The 15,977-nt window shown below is 65.0% G+C and carries 17 protein-coding genes; 8 read left to right on the top strand and 9 right to left on the bottom strand.

Features of this window, described 5'->3' with window-relative positions:
- Positions 1-9: 9 nt before the first annotated feature.
- The 3 genes from mbfA to N8I71_RS08970 form a co-directional block, all read right to left on the bottom strand.
- Positions 10-993, bottom strand: coding sequence for an iron exporter MbfA (gene mbfA, locus N8I71_RS08960; protein WP_262877628.1), 984 nt, complete (start codon positions 991-993; stop codon positions 10-12).
- A 61-nt stretch (positions 994-1,054) separates the two neighbouring features.
- Positions 1,055-1,492, bottom strand: a complete 438-nt coding sequence (locus N8I71_RS08965; protein WP_262877629.1) for an EF-hand domain-containing protein — start codon at positions 1,490-1,492, stop codon at positions 1,055-1,057.
- Positions 1,493-1,520: 28 nt separating this feature from the next.
- Positions 1,521-2,174: a peroxiredoxin gene (locus tag N8I71_RS08970; RefSeq protein WP_262877630.1), complete on the bottom strand. Its 654-nt coding sequence runs from the start codon at positions 2,172-2,174 to the stop codon at positions 1,521-1,523.
- Between the two features lie 106 nt (positions 2,175-2,280).
- Here N8I71_RS08970 and N8I71_RS08975 point away from each other — a divergent pair, with 106 nt between their 5' ends.
- Positions 2,281-3,192: a hydrogen peroxide-inducible genes activator gene (locus tag N8I71_RS08975; RefSeq protein ID WP_262877631.1), complete on the top strand. Its 912-nt coding sequence runs from the start codon at positions 2,281-2,283 to the stop codon at positions 3,190-3,192.
- Between the two features lie 462 nt (positions 3,193-3,654).
- On the opposite strand, the gene N8I71_RS08980 is transcribed toward N8I71_RS08975, so the two are convergent.
- Positions 3,655-4,386, bottom strand: coding sequence for a DUF5681 domain-containing protein (locus N8I71_RS08980; RefSeq protein WP_262877632.1), 732 nt, complete (start codon positions 4,384-4,386; stop codon positions 3,655-3,657).
- Positions 4,383-4,736, bottom strand: a complete 354-nt coding sequence (locus N8I71_RS08985; RefSeq protein ID WP_262877633.1) for a site-specific DNA-methyltransferase — start codon at positions 4,734-4,736, stop codon at positions 4,383-4,385. Before N8I71_RS08985 ends, N8I71_RS08980 begins: the two co-directional genes overlap by 4 nt.
- Before the next feature lie 82 nt (positions 4,737-4,818).
- On the opposite strand from N8I71_RS08985, the gene N8I71_RS08990 reads away from it, so the two are divergent.
- Positions 4,819-5,064 (top strand): hypothetical protein, encoded by a 246-nt coding sequence (locus tag N8I71_RS08990; protein WP_262877634.1) that lies wholly within the window; start codon positions 4,819-4,821, stop codon positions 5,062-5,064.
- A gap of 491 nt (positions 5,065-5,555) precedes the next feature.
- Here the strand turns inward: N8I71_RS08990 and N8I71_RS08995 are convergent, their stop codons facing one another.
- Positions 5,556-6,869: an APC family permease gene (locus N8I71_RS08995; protein WP_262877635.1), complete on the bottom strand. Its 1,314-nt coding sequence runs from the start codon at positions 6,867-6,869 to the stop codon at positions 5,556-5,558.
- 608 nt (positions 6,870-7,477) lie between these two features.
- Between N8I71_RS08995 and N8I71_RS09000 the strand changes: the two genes are divergently transcribed.
- The 3 genes from N8I71_RS09000 (at position 7,478) to N8I71_RS09010 (ending at position 9,391) form a co-directional block, all read left to right on the top strand.
- Positions 7,478-8,101, top strand: coding sequence for a hypothetical protein (locus N8I71_RS09000; protein ID WP_262877636.1), 624 nt, complete (start codon positions 7,478-7,480; stop codon positions 8,099-8,101).
- Positions 8,102-8,189: 88 nt separating this feature from the next.
- Complete coding sequence (locus tag N8I71_RS09005; protein WP_262877637.1) at positions 8,190-9,143, top strand: MBL fold metallo-hydrolase; 954 nt, start codon at positions 8,190-8,192, stop codon at positions 9,141-9,143.
- Positions 9,140-9,391 carry a hypothetical protein gene (locus tag N8I71_RS09010; RefSeq protein WP_262877638.1) on the top strand — a complete coding sequence of 84 codons (252 nt, stop codon included), beginning with the start codon at positions 9,140-9,142 and terminating at the stop codon, positions 9,389-9,391. The genes N8I71_RS09005 and N8I71_RS09010 overlap by 4 nt, the downstream gene beginning before the upstream one ends.
- Positions 9,392-9,412: 21 nt before the next feature.
- On the opposite strand, the gene htpX is transcribed toward N8I71_RS09010, so the two are convergent.
- A complete protein-coding gene (gene htpX / locus N8I71_RS09015; protein WP_262877639.1) occupies positions 9,413-10,276 on the bottom strand; it encodes a zinc metalloprotease HtpX in 864 nt (287 codons plus the stop codon).
- A 430-nt stretch (positions 10,277-10,706) separates the two neighbouring features.
- Here htpX and N8I71_RS09020 point away from each other — a divergent pair, with 430 nt between their 5' ends.
- The 3 genes from N8I71_RS09020 to rsgA all read left to right on the top strand — a co-directional run bounded on the left by N8I71_RS09020 (position 10,707) and on the right by rsgA (position 12,601).
- Positions 10,707-10,913, top strand: a complete 207-nt coding sequence (locus N8I71_RS09020; protein WP_262877640.1) for a hypothetical protein — start codon at positions 10,707-10,709, stop codon at positions 10,911-10,913.
- A gap of 67 nt (positions 10,914-10,980) precedes the next feature.
- Complete coding sequence (locus tag N8I71_RS09025) at positions 10,981-11,520, top strand: GNAT family N-acetyltransferase (RefSeq protein ID WP_262877641.1); 540 nt, start codon at positions 10,981-10,983, stop codon at positions 11,518-11,520.
- A gap of 4 nt (positions 11,521-11,524) precedes the next feature.
- A complete protein-coding gene (rsgA, locus tag N8I71_RS09030; RefSeq protein ID WP_262877642.1) occupies positions 11,525-12,601 on the top strand; it encodes a ribosome small subunit-dependent GTPase A in 1,077 nt (358 codons plus the stop codon).
- 222 nt (positions 12,602-12,823) lie between these two features.
- On the opposite strand, the gene N8I71_RS09035 is transcribed toward rsgA, so the two are convergent.
- Together N8I71_RS09035 and N8I71_RS09040 are read right to left on the bottom strand one after the other, a co-directional pair.
- Positions 12,824-13,981: a chloride channel protein gene (locus N8I71_RS09035; protein ID WP_262877643.1), complete on the bottom strand. Its 1,158-nt coding sequence runs from the start codon at positions 13,979-13,981 to the stop codon at positions 12,824-12,826.
- Positions 13,982-14,355: 374 nt separating this feature from the next.
- A complete protein-coding gene (locus N8I71_RS09040; protein WP_262877644.1) occupies positions 14,356-15,903 on the bottom strand; it encodes a phospholipase D family protein in 1,548 nt (515 codons plus the stop codon).
- Positions 15,904-15,977 lie beyond the last annotated feature (74 nt).

The raw sequence follows: 15,977 nt of genomic DNA on the forward strand, positions 1-15,977 counted from the left end.
CAGCCCACCTCAGCCGCCTCCGATCAGCGCGCCCGCCGCGAAGACCAGCGCGCCGCCCAGCACCACTTGAAAGGTCGCGCGCAGAAACGGTGTGTCCATGAAGCGGTTCTGGATCCAGACGATGGCCCAGAGCTCGACGAAGACCACGATGATGGCGGTGATCGTGGCGGTCCAGAAATCGGGGATGAGATATGGCAGGGCGTGGCCAAGGCCCCCCAGCGTCGTCATGATGCCGGAGGCGAAACCGCGCTTTGCCGGCGAGCCGCGGCCCGACAACTCCCCATCGTCGGAGGCAGCCTCGGTGAAACCCATCGAGATGCCCGCCCCGACCGAGGCGGCGAGCCCGACGAGGAATGTCGTCCAGGTGTCCTGCGTGGCAAAGGCGGTGGCGAAGATCGGGGCCAGCGTCGACACAGAGCCATCCATCAGCCCGGCCAGCCCCGGTTGAACCCAGGTCAGCACGAATTGCCGGTGGGCGCGGTCGTCCTCGGTCTCGCGGGCATCGGCATCCAGATGCGCCTCGGCGGCACGGTCGGCACTGGCGCGGTGGCTGGCCTCGGCCCGAGCAAGATCGCCCAGAAGCTTGCGGGTGGCGGCATCTTCGGTGCGCGCGGCGGCTTTGAGGTAGAATGCTTCGGCGTCCTGCTCCATGGCCGCGGCCTCGTCCCGGATCCGGTCGAGGCCCAGGTTCTCGACCAGCCAGACGGGGCGGCGTGCGAAATAGCCCGCGACATGTTCGCGGCGGATCAGCGGGATGACCTCGCCGAAGCGGGCGCGGTGCAGCTCGATCAGGCGTTGGCGGTGGCTGTCCTCCTCTGCTGCCATTTCGTCGAACATTGCGGCGCTGTCTTGGTAGTCGGCGCGTAGGCGTTCGGCGTAGCTGCGGTAGATGCGGGCGTCATCTTCCTCGGAGGAGATGGCCAGTGCCAGCACCTCCTGTTCGGACAGGTCGCGGAACCTGAGGCGGTTGAACCCGAACCCTTCCAGTCCCATCGGATGAACCCCCTTGGCTCATAGGCGGTGCGCCCGTCGGGGCGCACCGGATAGTGTGCCCTCAGCCGCGGTTCGGGCCGAAATCGGCGGTCGTGATGACGCCATCTCCGTCGCGGTCCATGCCGGCAATCCAGGTGGTGACCCGGGCAAGAAACTCCTCCAGGCTGACGGCACCATCGGCATCGACATCGTTGAAGGGCAGCGTCATGCCTTCGGATACGCGCATCATCGCGCCCTGGCCGTGGCCACCGTTGTTTTCCATGTCGAGCGCGCGGGTTTCGTCGAAGAGCACGTATTCTTCGGCATCGAGCAGACCGTCTTCGTTCATGTCGAACATCGCAAAGACATCGCCGCGGCGGGCGGTGGCTTCTTCAACGGTTACGATACCATCCATATCCGCATCCCAGCTTTCTATGAAATGGGCACCGGGCTGGCCCTGCTGCGCGAGGGCCTGCGCGGCGGCGAGAAGGGCCGCAAGGGTGAGAGGGACGAGTTTCATGGCTGATCCTTTCAGCATTGAGCGAATGTCACAGGGCACGGGTGGAGAAATACCAGTCGGCGGTATCGTAGCCCTCAGCCATGCGGGCCTCGGCGGCCTCGGTAGTCTGCGGGGTCGGCACGATCACGTCTTCGCCGGGATGCCAGTTCTCGGGCGTGGCCACCTTGTGCGTGTCTGAGGTCTGGAGCGCGACCAGCAGGCGGTGGATCTCGTCGACAGAGCGGCCATTGGTCATCGGGTAGTAGACCATCGCGCGCAGAACACCCTCGGGGTCGATCACGAAGGTCGCGCGGACGGCTTGCGTGTCGGACGCGCCGGGCTGGATCATGCCGTAGGCACGCGCCACGGCCATGTCGAGATCGGCGATGATCGGAAAGGTGACGTCGACGCCGAAGCTCGCCTTGATCGAGCGGACCCAGGCGATGTGGGCGTAGTGGCTGTCGATCGACAGGCCCAGAAGCTCGGTGTTCATCGCGGCGAACTCATCGGCGCGGCGGGCGAAGGCCATGAATTCGGTCGTGCAGACAGGGGTGAAGTCGGCAGGATGCGAGAACAGGATCAGCCATTTGCCGCGGTAATCGGCGAGGCTCTTGCGGCCATGGGTGGTCAACGCGTCGAACTCCGGCGCGGCCTCGTTCAGACGGGGCAAGGTCGTGGGTTGGGTTGGGGTGATGGCGTTCATCGGGGACACTCCGTTCGTGCGGTTGCGATGAGCCCGAGGTAACGATTGCTCGGCTATCTTGGAAATTGATTTACAAGACAGCGGTAATCTGTTTTTTCGATAACCGATGACGACGCTCCGGCAGATGCGCTTTCTTGTGGCCCTGGCCGACACCGGGAATTTCTCCCGCGCGGCGGAGCTGTGCCATGTCACCCAATCCACTCTTTCCACCGGCCTGAAAGAGATGGAGGCGCGGTTGGGCGTGCAGGTCGCCGAACGCTCGACCCATTCGGTCCTGATGACGCCAGTAGGCCGGGACCTGGCCGAGCGGGCGCGGGATATCCTGGTCCGTGTCGGCGATTTCGAGGCGCGCGCAAAATCCGAGGCCGAGGCGGGTGTAACGACGCTGCGCTTAGGGGCTATCCCCACGGTTGGGCCGTTCCTTCTACCCCATGCCCTGCCGATGATCCGCCGCCTCAAGCCCGGCATGAAGGTCTACCTGCGCGAGGAACTGACCGAGGCGTTGGTCGCGGGGCTGATCGAGGGGCGGCTCGACCTGATCCTGATCGCGCTGCCGCATGAGCTGCCGCCGCAGATCGCCACGCATCCGCTGTTCGAGGATGGCTATTCGCTCGCCACCCCGCGCGCGCATCCTTTGGCCAACCTTTCACTGGTTGAAGGGCCGGACCTGCAAGGCCGCGATCTGTTGTTGCTGGAACGCGGGCATTGCCTGCAGCAGCATGCGTTGTCGAGCATGCCGGGCGTAGCGCTTGGCGAAAGCGGATCCTTCTCGGCCACCAGCCTGCCGACACTGGTGGCGATGGTGGAGGAAGGGTTGGGCATAACGCTTCTGCCCGATCTCGCACGTGATGGTGGCGTGGCGCGCGGGCATGATCTCCAACTGACCGCGCTGGCAGGCGCGACACCGCGTCAGATCGCGCTAGCCTGGCGCAACAGCACAAGCCACGCGGGGCTTTACAACGAGATTGGCGACATTCTGGCCGCGGCGCGAAACGACTTGCACAGTCGTGAACACTGAGCCGAATTCGCGTCATTCCAATTCGAGTCTTTCCCAGAAAAATTGCGGTATATGCAGGGGCTATCGGTCCGTGATCGCGTCCACGAATGTCGCGCGTTCGCGTACTGATCTGATCAAAGCCCCGAGCACGCTTGATCATCGCCACATGATGGATGTGATGGAGCCAGGATTTCGCGGGCGGCACTGGCTGCCTTGGATACCGCTGGCCATGCGCCAGCCCGGGAGAGACCCGAGGTATTCCACGCGTTGGTTCGTGACTGGCTATACCGGCTGTAAGCTGAAATCAGACATCTCCGTAGTGGCGGCTTTGTCCGCGTTGCAGTCGCCCAGACACAATCAGGTCAATGGCCGCTTAAGCGAATAACGGACGGGTCACGCACATTGCGCGATCGTCTGCTTTTCAAGAAAGGGCGCCCTTTGCGTCTCCAGTTATTGAAGCGGTGGTCATGTCGCTCATCATGCTCAATACGGTCCCCGTCTTGCCCCGAGCCGCCCGTCAATGATCTCGACGATGCGCCGTGATCGCCGGATGTCCTCGTCAACGCGCTCGATCTCTCGTGGATCGTCCAGTGACTTGCGGTATTCAAGCAACTCATCGACCTCAGCCTGGAAGTCGTATCGACGACGCATGAACTCGTCGTACTCCGCCTTTTCCTCCTTCGTTGCGGGTCCGACGACACGAGCCGTCCCTTCGTTCATGTCGATGATGATGTCATCGGGATGCGGCAACGGGTCGGGCAGGTCCGTGATGCCAAGTTGCTCGCGACGACGCAGTTCCTTCTCCCACTCCACCTTGTAGGTGATCGCTACGTCGAGCCATTCGTCGTGCAGAGCCTTGTTGGCGTTCTCCGTTGAGGCGAGCAGCTCGGCGAACAAGCGTTGTGCCCGCGCATGCCCCTTGGCGGCATTGACCGCGATCGAGCGCATGACGGCCTGTGCCATTGGGATCGTCACGTTGCGGTCCCCATCCCGAACCTGGATGCCACGATAGGCCTCGTCGAGGATGATACCCTTCATGCGCTCCTCGTGAAGCGCAGGCCGCTTATTCTTCGCACCCTTCGGCCGCCCGCGCGGATTGCCGGACTGACCCGGCTTGAACCGTGTTGCCTCGGGCGGTTTGCCGTATCCGACCTCGTAGCCCGGCCGAGGCATCAGCGCCCTGCCCTTCTCTCCGCTGTTCTTAACGTCCTTCATTCCGCGGCCTCCTGGAGGATAGCCGGCGGCACCCAGCCACAAACCAGCTGCTCGGCCTCATCCTTGGCGAAAGCCTCCCATCGGGCGAGGATCCGGTCGCAATAGATCGGGTCGAGCTCGCAAAGATAGCCGCGACGGCCCGTCTTCTCAGCAGCAATGAGCGTCGAGCCAGAACCGCCAAAGAGATCGAGGACAATCTCGCCACGCCCCGAGACATCGCGGATGGCGTCAGCGATCATCTGCACGGGCTTCACCGTGGGATGCAGGCTCAGCTCCTCCATCCGGCCCTTCCGCATCGTGTTGACGCCCTTGTACTGCCAGACGTTCGTCCGGTAGTCTGCGCAGGGCAATTCCGCGATACGAGGTGTGCGTGTGGAGGGATCAGAGAGACGCGATTAGCGACCGCTGCTCGGACCAGTCTGAGGGAATCTCATGCCGGAGACACCAATCCGAGGTGAAGCCCATCGGCTGCTTTCCATCCAGCACATCCCGAACGATATCGGCCGCGAGGAAGGCAAGGTCGATCATCTGCTGGACGCGACGTTTGGAGGTGCCTTCCGTTTCTGCGATCTCTGCAAAGGTCGCGCCGGCCTTGACCGGATGGCGCGAGCTTGGCAGCACAGCCAGTCACTTACCGAAATCGAGACGGTGCGCGGTACGGTGCAGATAGTGCCGTAGTCTCGGCCGCCTGCCGACCTGCAGGGACATCCGAAGACCGTGAACTGCCCCATCAAGGCGCCCAGCTTCGCTTGAAGTCCGCACTCGGCATTTCCGCGGTACGAGGCGTGGCTAGTGTGGATCAGCGAGATACGATCTGAGCGCGTTGAACCTGGCTCCCCCAAAAAAGAAGTGGGGAGTCGCGGGAAATGGCTCGGAAAAAGACTTGGCGGCTGGCTTTTTCGCGGCCCCGGCAAGCGTCCGCGTTGAGCTCAAGATAGCCGTGCGCTGCACCTTTGCTGAAGGTCCGCCGCCAACGGGCGCGGCCGTCGACCGCGGCGAACCCGAGCGGCCTGATTGCGGACTTCGATGTCCTCACGCCAGTTTCCCTCGAACTCGAGCGCCGCCGCCATCGGCCAGAGCCACAGGACCGAATGCTCGTGGACGGGTGAGTGTTTGACTTTCCGGGTCATGTCTCCATCCGCTTTGAGCCTGCCGCTACATCTGGGGGCCTATCGATGCCGAACCGGGTGAGAACGGTAGCGCCGCCTGACCTCCCGATCGGTCATCCAGTGCAACAGGATTTCGGTCGCGAAGGCGAAGCCGAAGAACGCTCCGATCCACATCAGAAGAAGCGGCGATGTTCCGGCGATGTGATACGCGCCCAGGACGATCGCGCCCGCATTGGCAGCGATGGCCAGCACGATGAGCGGCCGTGCCGCCCCGGTCGCCCTGATGAGGCGCAGGTGTCCGACATGGACCGTCAGGTGAATGATCAACATGGACAAGGCGCCAATGGCCGCGATCTGCGACAGGTCGAAAACCGTGGCGAAAAGGATGACGAGGGCCGAGCTGACCACGAGCCCTTCCTTGCTGTGCGCAATGGGCTTGCCGAAGGCGCTGGGCAGTTCGCCAAGACGCGCGAGGCGGTAGGTCACGTTGGTCACGGCATAGAGGCTCGCGTTGATCGCCGAGGCCGTGGCGAATAGCGCGGCGATGGCCACGATCTGGAAGCCGGTCTGTCCCAGGATCGGTCGCGCGGCTTCGGCCAGGGCGAAATCCTGCGCGGCGATGACGCGATCCGGCGGCAGGTTGCCGAAAACGCTCACGGCGATCGCGATGTAGACGGCCATCACCAACACGATCGCCGTCATGATCGCGCGCGGCAGCGTACGGGCGGGATCGTGCATGTCCTCCGCCGCGTTGCCAACGATGCGGAAACCCTCGTAGGCGAAAAAGGTGACGGCGACGCCGTAAAGGATCATCGAGACCGGCGGATAGGTGGCGGGCGAGAGGTAGTCCGGTGAAATGAATGCCATCCCGATCGCCGCGAAGCCGATCAGAACCGACATCTTCACCAGGACGACCAGGTTCTCGATCCGCGCCATGGCGCGGGCGCCCTCGAGATTGATCAGCATGAACGTCACGATGATCCCGGCTGCAAAGACCTCAATCATCCAGTCAGGCGATCCGTCCGGAAGAAGGGCGTTGGCATAGGCGCCGAAGGTGCGCGCCACGAGCGACACGGCCACGAGCGAGCCCAGATACATCATGACGCTCATCGTCCCGGAAAATCGGCCCACGCCATAGGCCTGCACGAGGTATTCGACGACACCGCCGGCGGACGGGTAGCGCGCGCCCAACCGCCCTATCGAATAGCCGCTCAGCAGTGCCACGAAGCCCCCGATGAGAAACGAGAGCCAGACGGCGCTGCCCGCGATCGCGCCGGCCTGGCCGAGGAGCGCGAATATCCCCGCGCCCACCATCGCGCCGATGCCCATGGCCACGGCGGACCAGAAAGATACCTCGTTGCCGGGCTTGTGCATGTCGGACTATCCCGACCAGGACAGCGGACGGTCCCAGGCCTTCCGCGCGCCGCCCTTCGCCAGGGGTTCGGCAAACAGCATCGCCTTTCGGGCTGTCCGCGCACGCAATTTCGCATGGCGTCGGGGCGAGCGGCCGACAGGCATCGCGCAGTCACCGCACGCATGAAGAAAGGCAGATCGGGGACAGGCCGCCCGCATTCCGCGCGGGAATGGCACGCGCGATCCGGTCGAGATATTCGCCTTAGGTTTCGTCCCGCACCCATCGGGCGGGTGGCGTCCCACTCGAGGTTGACTTGAAAGGCTCATTGCTCGTGCAATCAGGTTTGACGGTCATATCCGGGACAGCGTTTCAGCATCCCCGACCAACACTGCCCCCCGGTCCATCTTCCCACTTCGCATAATTTAAGGTGCTTCTGGCACGACACCTTGATCCAGGTCAGCGTTCGGGTTTTCGGCGCTCCCACATCGGTCGTTCTTGATGCGGGTCAAGGTGAGCCGAGTTGATGAGCGATATTCGTTTCAGCACGAAAGTTTGTGGATCGCAAAGGCCGAACAGTCTCTGGCGACTCATCTCGTCCATCAACATGCAAGAATGAAGTGGGGAAGGAATGTCCGAAGCTACACCAAAGACCGGCAATACAGTGCGCGAGGTCGTCGCTGTGTTTCACGATGCCGAAAAGCTCGAAGCAGCGGCGAACGCGCTTCTGAAGGCCGGTGTTCCGGAAAGACGGCTGAGCCTGCTGGGCGACAAGGAAACGGTCGCGAAAAGGCTTGGCCATCATTTCGAGCCGGTCGAGCTGATGGAGGACGATCCTCGCATCCCCCAGAGCGCGTTCGTCTTCAAGGAGGACCGGCAAGCGGCCGAAGCCGTTGCCATCGGACTTCCCATGTATGTGGGCGCGATGGGCGGCGCTCTGATGCTGGTGGCCAGCGGAGGCGCATTGGCGGCGGTCCTGCTGGCGGCGGCCGCCGGGGGAACCGTTGGCGCGGGCCTCGGCGCAGTGATTGCCGAGGCAATCGGCAAGACTCATGCCGACCGTATGGAAGAGAACCTCCGGAACGGCGGGATTCTCCTTTGGGTGTTTGTCGAGGACGCTGCCGAGGAGCAGGAGGCCATCGAGATTCTGGAACGCGAAGGCGGCACGGATGTCCACGCCCACGAGATCGCCCGAACAATGGGCGAGGAAGAGAGCCCTTTGAAGGGTTGGAACCCGGATCCGTTCCTGGACTGAAAGATGCCGCTGATTGCGCGGCAATAGACAGGCCGCCCCCGCACCGCAGGGCCCGATCACGACGATCCGGCCGTGCGGCGCCTCAACCATGACTGCGAAGGATGGCCGCTCCATGCCAAATGCCTTGATCCGGACTTATGCCTCGCTCGCCGCTGTGGTGGCGCTGGCCCTGACCGGCCCGGCGCTCGCCGACTTGCAAGGCGTGCCCGTGGCGGATGGCATTTGGGCCATCGTAGGCGACAAGGGCCAACGCAGCCCGGAAAACCTGGGCAACAACGCCACTTTCGGCCTTGTCGAAACCGACGAGGGTGCAGTTCTGATCGACGCGGGCGGCAGTTATCTGGGCGCCGAACAGCTACACGCCGCGATCCGCAATCTGACGGATCAGCCTGTGACGCTCGTCATCGACACTGGCGGTCAGGATCACCGTTGGATGGGCAACGGATACTGGGCAGAACACGGAGCCCGGATTCTTGCTGCAGAAGCGGCTGTCGCGGATCAGCAGGCGCGCGTCTCGCTGCAGATGACCATGCTCAGCCAATTGATCGGTGAAGGCCTTGCCGGCACGGAACCGGTCTACGCTTCCGAGACTTTCGAGGACCACATGGAACTCGACATCGGGGGTCGAACCATCGAGGTTTTCCATGCCGCCCCCGCCCATACGCCAGGCGACACCTTTGTCTGGCTACCTGAGGACCGGGTCGTCTTTGCGGGCGATATCGTGTTCACCGAACGGCTTCTTGGCGTGCTGGATGTCTCCAGTTCCGCAGGCTGGCTCGAAGCTTTCGAGGCGTTGGCCGCGCTCGAACCGCTGCACGTGGTCCCGGGGCACGGCAGTCCGACCACGCTGGAGACCGCGCGAGCGGAAACCTACGACTACCTCGTCAACCTCCGAGACGAGATGCGCGACTACATCGATGACGGCGGCGACATCATAGGCTCCGTCGAGGTGGACCAGTCCGCATTCCGCCACCTGGAGCAGTTCGAGGCGCTCGCAGGGCGGAACGCTCAGGCCGTGTTCCAGGAGATGGAGTGGGAGTGAAAAAAACGAATTCCCATGCCGAAAGCGCGGTCGTCGGCCAGATCCGCATTCGACGGACCATGCAGTTGCGTGCCGAACGACAGCTTTCGATCGGGGCCACTCACTCCGGCTGGTGCGACCGCTGCCCGGAACGGGAGCGTGCCGTGCAGTGCTGCCAGTGCCGTGTCACCTGGATCGGCAAGGACCGTCACGCCGCGGACGCGCGCGACCGCTCCGTCCGCCACTCGGTCGCTCCCGTCCCAAGGTGAACGGCGGCTTTGCGGCGACCGCTATCTCCAGGGTCCGTCGGCGGCTCTGCGTGTCTCTTGACCCGCCAGAGCCCGAAGCGCCGCAATCCGCTTTTCGACCGGTGGATGCGTCGCGAACAGGCTGTCGTAGGCCTGCATGTGCAAGGGGTTGATGATGAACATGTGGGCCGTCGCTGGATTGCGCTCGGCTGCGATGTTGTCGATACGCCCCGAGAGCTGGCCCAGACGCTGCAATGCCGAGGCGAGCCACAAGGGGTTGCCGCATATGGCCGCGCCGGCCTTGTCCGCCTCGTATTCCCGGGTCCGGCTGATCGCCATCTGAACCATGCCGGCCGCCAGGGGCGCCAGGATCATCATTGCGATCGTACCGACGAGCCCCATCGGGCGATCGCGGCCACCCCCGAAGAACAAGGCAAAATTCGCAAGCATGGAGACTGCGCCGGCAAGCGTCGCGGTGATGGTCATCGTCAGCGTGTCGCGGTTCTTGATATGCGCGAGTTCATGGGCCACGACGCCTGCCACCTCTTCCCGGTTCATGCTTCCGAGCAGGCCCCTCGTCACGGCGACGGCGGCATTGTCGGGATTGCGGCCCGTGGCGAACGCATTGGGTTGCTCGGTCTCGAGGATGAACAGCTTCGGCATGGGCAAGCCCGCGTTTCGAGCGAGCTCTTCCGTCATGCGATAGAGGTCCGGGGCCGATCGCGCATCGATCTCTCGCGCGTCATGCATCCTGAGAACGACCTTGTCGGAGTTCCAGTAGGCGAAAAAGTTCATGCCGAAGGCGAACACGAGGGCAACTGCGAGGCCGGTTTCGCCACCGAGAAAAAGCCCGAAGACGCCCACCAGCGCCGTCATCGCGGCCATAAGCACAAAGGTCCTAACCATGGGATTCTCCAAAACGGATCTGACGGCCAGACTACACCTACAGTGTCGCCGAGATAAGTTGGTGATGTCAGGGCGAAGCACGGGTCACCGAACGCTCGGGATGCTCGGATTTGTCCGCGCTCCGGACATCGGGGGCACGGATTTCGCTGTGGTCGTCTGGAGTGGCCGCCCTTCGTTTCGCGTCGCAGCTGTCTGTTTCGGCCGGCTTGTGCTGCGTCCGCGACCGCCGGAGCCACGCCAGGTCCGCAAAGGGTTCCGAAGCCGTCGTTTGCTGCGCCCCAAGGTGAACGTCCGCTGCGACCCAGAGCGGACGAGGCATTCCGCAACCAATATGTCGGGGCCGCGGACGAAGGCGGTTTGCATCCCCGCTTTTTTCTTGACCTGTCTATAGTTTCACACATTAGGACGGCCTTAACATTCGAGAACGGGCATGAGCGGACAAGGCGGCGGATGGTGCGGATTCCGGAACTGGCGGAGAGCCTGGGCCTCTCCCGCACGAGGCTGGGGCGTTCTGGCGTTCTCCGAGATGGTCTGGCGCAGCGATGCAGCTTCGGACGACCTGCGCGCTGAACTTGCCGCCTACCAAGCCTGCGACGGGATCGTTAGCTTCGAGATGCTCGTGTTGCAGAAGCCATGACGGGCAGCGCGATGCCGATCATCAATCGCGGCACGGCAGTGCAGGTCCCGCCGACGGAGACATGACGATGGACTATTCAGCAGACTACGAAACCAAGGCGGACGCGATCGCGGACCTTTGCGCGTCGAGCTTCACTGCCTCCGAGGGCGTGGAGGAAGGCGCGCTGATCGGCGCCCTCGCGCGCCGCCTGATCACCGAAACGCCCGCCGAGGACCTGCGGGTCTTCACCGCCTGGGAGAACGGCGCACTTCTCGGCGGCATCTTCTTCACGCGCCTCACCTACGAAGGCGATCCCCGCACGGTCTTCATGATGGCCCCCGTGGCGGTGGCGACCGAACGGCAAGGTCAGGGGATTGGGCAGCGTCTGATCGCCCACGGCCTCGATGCGCTCCGGCAGGAGGGCGTGGACATCGCCGTGACCTACGGCGATCCGGCCTTCTACGGGCGCGTCGGTTTCAATTCCGTCTCGGAAGCCGACCTGCCGGCGCCGCAACCGCTTCAGCAGCCGCAGGGCTGGATTGCCCAATCCCTGACCGACGCGCCGTTGACGCCGCTCCGCGGGCCGGCGCGCTGCGTCGCCGCGTTCGACGATCCCGCACTCTGGTAGGCCCATGGTCCGCGACTACTCCGCCTTCCTGCCCGGTGGCACACCGCAACGGCGAGAGCCCACGGCGCTCGAGCGGCTGGGCTGGGGCCCGGCCTTCGCAAGCCAGATAGACGCCGGCGCCCTGACCGAAACGCCCCCCGTCCGGGTCGTCGCCGTGCATCGCAGCGGGTTGCAGGTGGCGGGCGACGGGATCGATGAGACCATCCCGCCGGGGCCTGAAGCCACGGTGGGCGACTGGCTGCTTCTCGATCGCGCGCGCCCCCGGTCGAGCCGCGTCCTGGAGCGAAAGAGCCTGATCAAGCGCCGCGCACCGGGAACGGGCCGCGAGGTGCAGCTGATCGCGGCGAACATCGACACGGTCTTCGTCGTCACGTCCTGCAACGCGGATTTCAACGTGGCACGGCTGGAGCGTTACGTGGCGCTCGCCTTCGAGGCCGGGATCGACCCTGTGATCCTCCTGACCAAGGCCGACCTCACCGAAGATACCGCGCCCTATGTCGACGCCGCGCAGGCCGTGTCGGACCGGGTTCCGGTCGTGGCGCTGGACGCCCGCGGCGCGGAACCGGCACAGGTGCTGACCGACTGGTGCAAGTCCGGCCGCACCGTCGCCTTCCTCGGCTCCTCCGGCGTGGGCAAGTCCACGCTGACCAATGCGCTCCTCGGCGCGCAGGCCATCGCCACCAAGGGTATCCGCGAGGACGACGCGAAGGGCCGGCACACCACGACCCGGCGCGAACTGCACGCGACCCCCGGCGGCTGCCTTGTGCTCGACACGCCGGGCATGCGCGAATTGCAGCTGACCGACGCCGCCACCGGCATCGCCGATGTCTTCGAGGACATTGAAGCGCTGACCGGCCGCTGCCGCTTCACCGACTGCCGTCACGAGACCGAGCCCGGCTGCGCCGTCCAGGCCGCGATCGAAGACGGCAGTCTCGATCCAGCCCGCCTCAACCGCTGGCGCAAGCTGCAGGCGGAGGACGCGTTCAATTCCGCCAGCCTCGCGGAACGCCGTGAAAAGGACCGCGCCTTCGGAAAGCTCGTGCGCAGGGCGGTGAAGGCGAAATCGGATCGAGAGGGATAGGTCCTTTCAACATGCCCGCGACTGGTCCCGCATCACCAAGGCGCGGATCACGGGTTTGCTGCGTTGCGCTGAGGGCGGATGTTCCGGAATGGAGGCTTGTCCCCCACGGAGGGGTCAAAACACGAATCCACAACGCCCCATTCGGGGAGCCTCCTTTGCAACCGCGTCCGGATCTCTTCGCTTATGGTTCGTGTGGCCGAAGCCCGGAGGAGATGCCGCACATCAATGGGTTTCGGAGAGAGCGGTCGGCAGGATCCGCAGGCTGTACCACCCCACAAGCGTTCCAACGAAAACCGGAACCGCCAATCCGCCGCCGACGGTGAACAGCATGATCGCCCCGGCAACCAGCGGGCGGGCCATGCCCACTGCTGCGGCAGCGGACATGCCTGCGGCGACGCCGAGGACCGGATCGAGCCAAGGCAGAAGAAACAACACCGCTGCCCCGGCCGCGGCGCCGGCGAAGCACATGGGAAAAATCACGCCGCCCTGCCAATGGCTCGCCACACAAACCGCACAGACGAGCGCCTTGCCGATACCAAGCAGGACCAGCAGGCCTGGTCCATGCTCTGCGCCCAGACGCAGCATCTCGCCGATCTCGTTGTGACCGGAGAAAAGCAAAATCGGAGCGAGCGTGCATAGAAGGCCAGCCGCTGCCCCCCCGGCGACAGGTTGCCAGAACCGCGACGCGACGGACCGTGACAACACCGCCGAGACTCGGCTGCGAAAAACAAGAAAGACGGCGCCCGCGGCAGCGCCCGCGGCCCCGGCAAAGCATGCTGTCAACGCATCCCAGACAGTGCTTTCCGCGGTGAACCGGGGAAGCCGCATCATTGCGATCGCGCCCTGCATCAGCGTTTCGGCCACGACGACGAAGCCCACGAAGCCCGCCAGACCGGCAACGAGCAACACGGGTTTCGGGACGGTATCCCTGGGTTCCGCATGGACCGGCCCGCCCGCCGGCGAGCCGTAGAACCCGGCCAGAGCACCGGAAATGCAGGCCTCTGCCAGCATTCGGCGGCTTGCAGCCGTGCGCGCCAGACGCAGTGAAACGATCGACGAAAGCTGCGCTGTCACCGCGAGGATGCCCGCTTCCGGTCCGATCACGCCGCCGAAGGCCACCGCACAGATCGCGCCGAGCGCGATCCAGATCGCCTCGCGCCGATGGATGGCCTGCGGATCCCGGGCCTGTGCGATCTGCGCTTCGAGGTCGGGACCGGCCGCCATCAGGCGGGTCAGCCCGATCGCCGCGCCGCCGGCCACCATGACCGGCAGGATGACCCACCGGGTGTCGGGCAGCGTCCCCCAGATCGCGCCTTGCAGAACGATCATCGCCCAGTAGGTCACGGCGGCGATCGCGCCCGCGGCGAGGCCGAGCGCCATGGCCTGCAGGCCGAGCCCGAGACCCGACCAGGGCGGTGGCAGGTGCATCGCCTGCGGCCCCTGCGTCCGATCCCCTCTGCCCGAAATGTCCTCGCCCATCCCGCGCTCCAAAGTGCCGGTCACGGGCGAGCTTTGCACATGGATGGCCGATTGCAAATCCGGCGGCGGAAGCCCGCTGGAAGCTCACGGAAGGCCGGGCATCCTGCGCGGCGCGCGGTCGCGTCCTGTCCGCTCCCGCTTCCGGACGCGGATGACATCCTGATCGTCGCGGCGGAGACGCAACTTGGCTTCGCGCCGTGATCCTGCGTCGGGCCGCGCCGCCGAGGATGGCAACGCGCCCTGACGGCGTCCTTGCGCGAGAAAGTTCGCGCTGACTAGAGGATCCACTCGACCGGCAGCCAGCTCATGAACGTGACCATGCCGCGCTGGAAGGCGGAAGTATTGGGCTCACGGTCGAAGGTGACTACTTCGCCCCCCTCGATGGTCTCCGTCCAGATGATCGCACCGTCAGGACCGGCACTCACTTGAAAGAAGGTTTCGGTCGCATCGAGCGCCCGGGACAGCGCGGTCGCGATCTCGGGGCTGTCGATCAGGAACCCCATCTCGGTGTTCAGGCTGGCCGAGCGCGGATCGAAATTGAACGATCCTATGAAGATGCGCTCCCCGTCCACGGCGAAGGTCTTGGCATGGAGGCTTGATTGCGAGCCGGTGAGAAGCTGAAGCAGCGACGCGCCTTCGGGCCGGTCGGGGCGGGAGCGCAACTCGAGAATTTCGGCGCCCTCGCGCACGAGCCGATCCCGATACCCGATCCACGCGCTGTGCACGACCGGCACGTCGGTCGCCTCCAGCGAGTTCGTGACCAGGCGCGTGCGGATCCCGTCGGCCAGGTAGCCCTCGATCTGCGCGGTGCCGATCTCGCCCGGGATCAGGTAGGCGGACACGAGATCGAGCGTCCGTTCGGGCCGGCCGATCAGCATGGGCAGCTGATCGATCAGCAGACCGTCCTCCGCGGCCTGCCCGAGGCCCTTGGCCGGATCGTCGCTCACCAGGGTGACCGTGGTCCACTCCAGCACGTCCTCGCCCGCCAGCACCCGGGACAGGACCGGCGCCTCTGCCACCACGGCGGCATAAGCCGATGCGCGGGCGCTGGTCTCGGCCTCGGCGACGGCGGCCGCCATCTCCTCTAGGCCGCCCTCGGAGGCGGGCAGGACATCGGCGGCGGCATAGCTCGAGCCGCTGGTCCAGTAGGCATCGAAGTTGTCGGAAACGTCTGCCGCGGCAGGCCCGACCGCCAGCACGTCGAAGTCGAAATAGGCCGTGCCCTCGCCATAGGCAAAGTAGATATCGCCGATGTTGCGCCCGCCGATCACGGTCGCGATGCCATCCACCGTCATCGACTTGTTGTGCATCCGCCGGTTCAGGCGGAAGAAGTCGAAGGCGTAGGACAGCAGCTTGGGGCTGCGCATCGTGAACGGGTTGAAGATGCGGACCTCGACGTTCTCCATCGCATCAAGGGCGGACAGCACGTTGTCGAGGCCGGGGATGCCGTTGTCGTCGAGAAGGAGCCGGACGCGGACGCCCCGTTCGGCCGCGGCGCGCAACTCGTCGAGCAGAAGCCAGCCGGTCGTATCCATCTGCCAGATGTAATACTGGACATCGATGCTTTCCTCCGCCGCGCGCGCCAGCAGGATGCGGGCGGCCAGCGCATCGCGGCCGTCGGCCAGCGGCACCACCCCGCTCAGGCCCTCGTGCCGGGCCATCAGCGGCAGGATCGCCGCCCCGAGCTGGGTGTCGGCGCTGGCAGGGATGGCGGCCGAGGCCTCTCCGCCCGGCAGATCGGGCAGCGGATGGGTCAGGCGCAGCACCACCACGGCCAGCACCAGCACAACGACGATTTTCAGAAGCGCCCTCAGAAACCGCATGCGCCCCTCCCGACGTGGATCGACCTGCACCCGATGTGACACGCGACCGACCGCTGGGGCAACCCTCTGCGTCG

Source organism: Roseicyclus sediminis, from assembly GCF_025515305.1.
Lineage (GTDB): Bacteria > Pseudomonadota > Alphaproteobacteria > Rhodobacterales > Rhodobacteraceae > Roseibacterium > Roseibacterium sediminis.

Bases quoted from the DNA above. Each gene is read 5' to 3' on its own strand.
- N8I71_RS09005 (WP_262877637.1), top strand. From the start codon at position 8,190: ATGACTGCGAAGGATGGCCGCTCCATGCCAAATGCCTTGATCCGGACT.
- N8I71_RS09040 (WP_262877644.1), bottom strand. From the start codon at position 15,903: ATGCGGTTTCTGAGGGCGCTTCTGAAAATCGTCGTTGTGCTGGTGCTG.
- N8I71_RS08995 (WP_262877635.1), bottom strand. From the start codon at position 6,869: ATGCACAAGCCCGGCAACGAGGTATCTTTCTGGTCCGCCGTGGCCATG.
- N8I71_RS08980 (WP_262877632.1), bottom strand. From the start codon at position 4,386: ATGAAGGACGTTAAGAACAGCGGAGAGAAGGGCAGGGCGCTGATGCCT.
- N8I71_RS09000 (WP_262877636.1), top strand. From the start codon at position 7,478: ATGTCCGAAGCTACACCAAAGACCGGCAATACAGTGCGCGAGGTCGTC.
- N8I71_RS09020 (WP_262877640.1), top strand. From the start codon at position 10,707: ATGAGCGGACAAGGCGGCGGATGGTGCGGATTCCGGAACTGGCGGAGA.
- htpX (WP_262877639.1), bottom strand. From the start codon at position 10,276: ATGGTTAGGACCTTTGTGCTTATGGCCGCGATGACGGCGCTGGTGGGC.
- N8I71_RS09035 (WP_262877643.1), bottom strand. From the start codon at position 13,981: ATGGCGCTCGGCCTCGCCGCGGGCGCGATCGCCGCCGTGACCTACTGG.
- N8I71_RS09025 (WP_262877641.1), top strand. From the start codon at position 10,981: ATGGACTATTCAGCAGACTACGAAACCAAGGCGGACGCGATCGCGGAC.
- mbfA (WP_262877628.1), bottom strand. From the start codon at position 993: ATGGGACTGGAAGGGTTCGGGTTCAACCGCCTCAGGTTCCGCGACCTG.
- N8I71_RS08970 (WP_262877630.1), bottom strand. From the start codon at position 2,174: ATGAACGCCATCACCCCAACCCAACCCACGACCTTGCCCCGTCTGAAC.
- N8I71_RS08990 (WP_262877634.1), top strand. From the start codon at position 4,819: ATGCCGGAGACACCAATCCGAGGTGAAGCCCATCGGCTGCTTTCCATC.
- N8I71_RS08975 (WP_262877631.1), top strand. From the start codon at position 2,281: ATGACGACGCTCCGGCAGATGCGCTTTCTTGTGGCCCTGGCCGACACC.
- rsgA (WP_262877642.1), top strand. From the start codon at position 11,525: ATGGTCCGCGACTACTCCGCCTTCCTGCCCGGTGGCACACCGCAACGG.
- N8I71_RS08965 (WP_262877629.1), bottom strand. From the start codon at position 1,492: ATGAAACTCGTCCCTCTCACCCTTGCGGCCCTTCTCGCCGCCGCGCAG.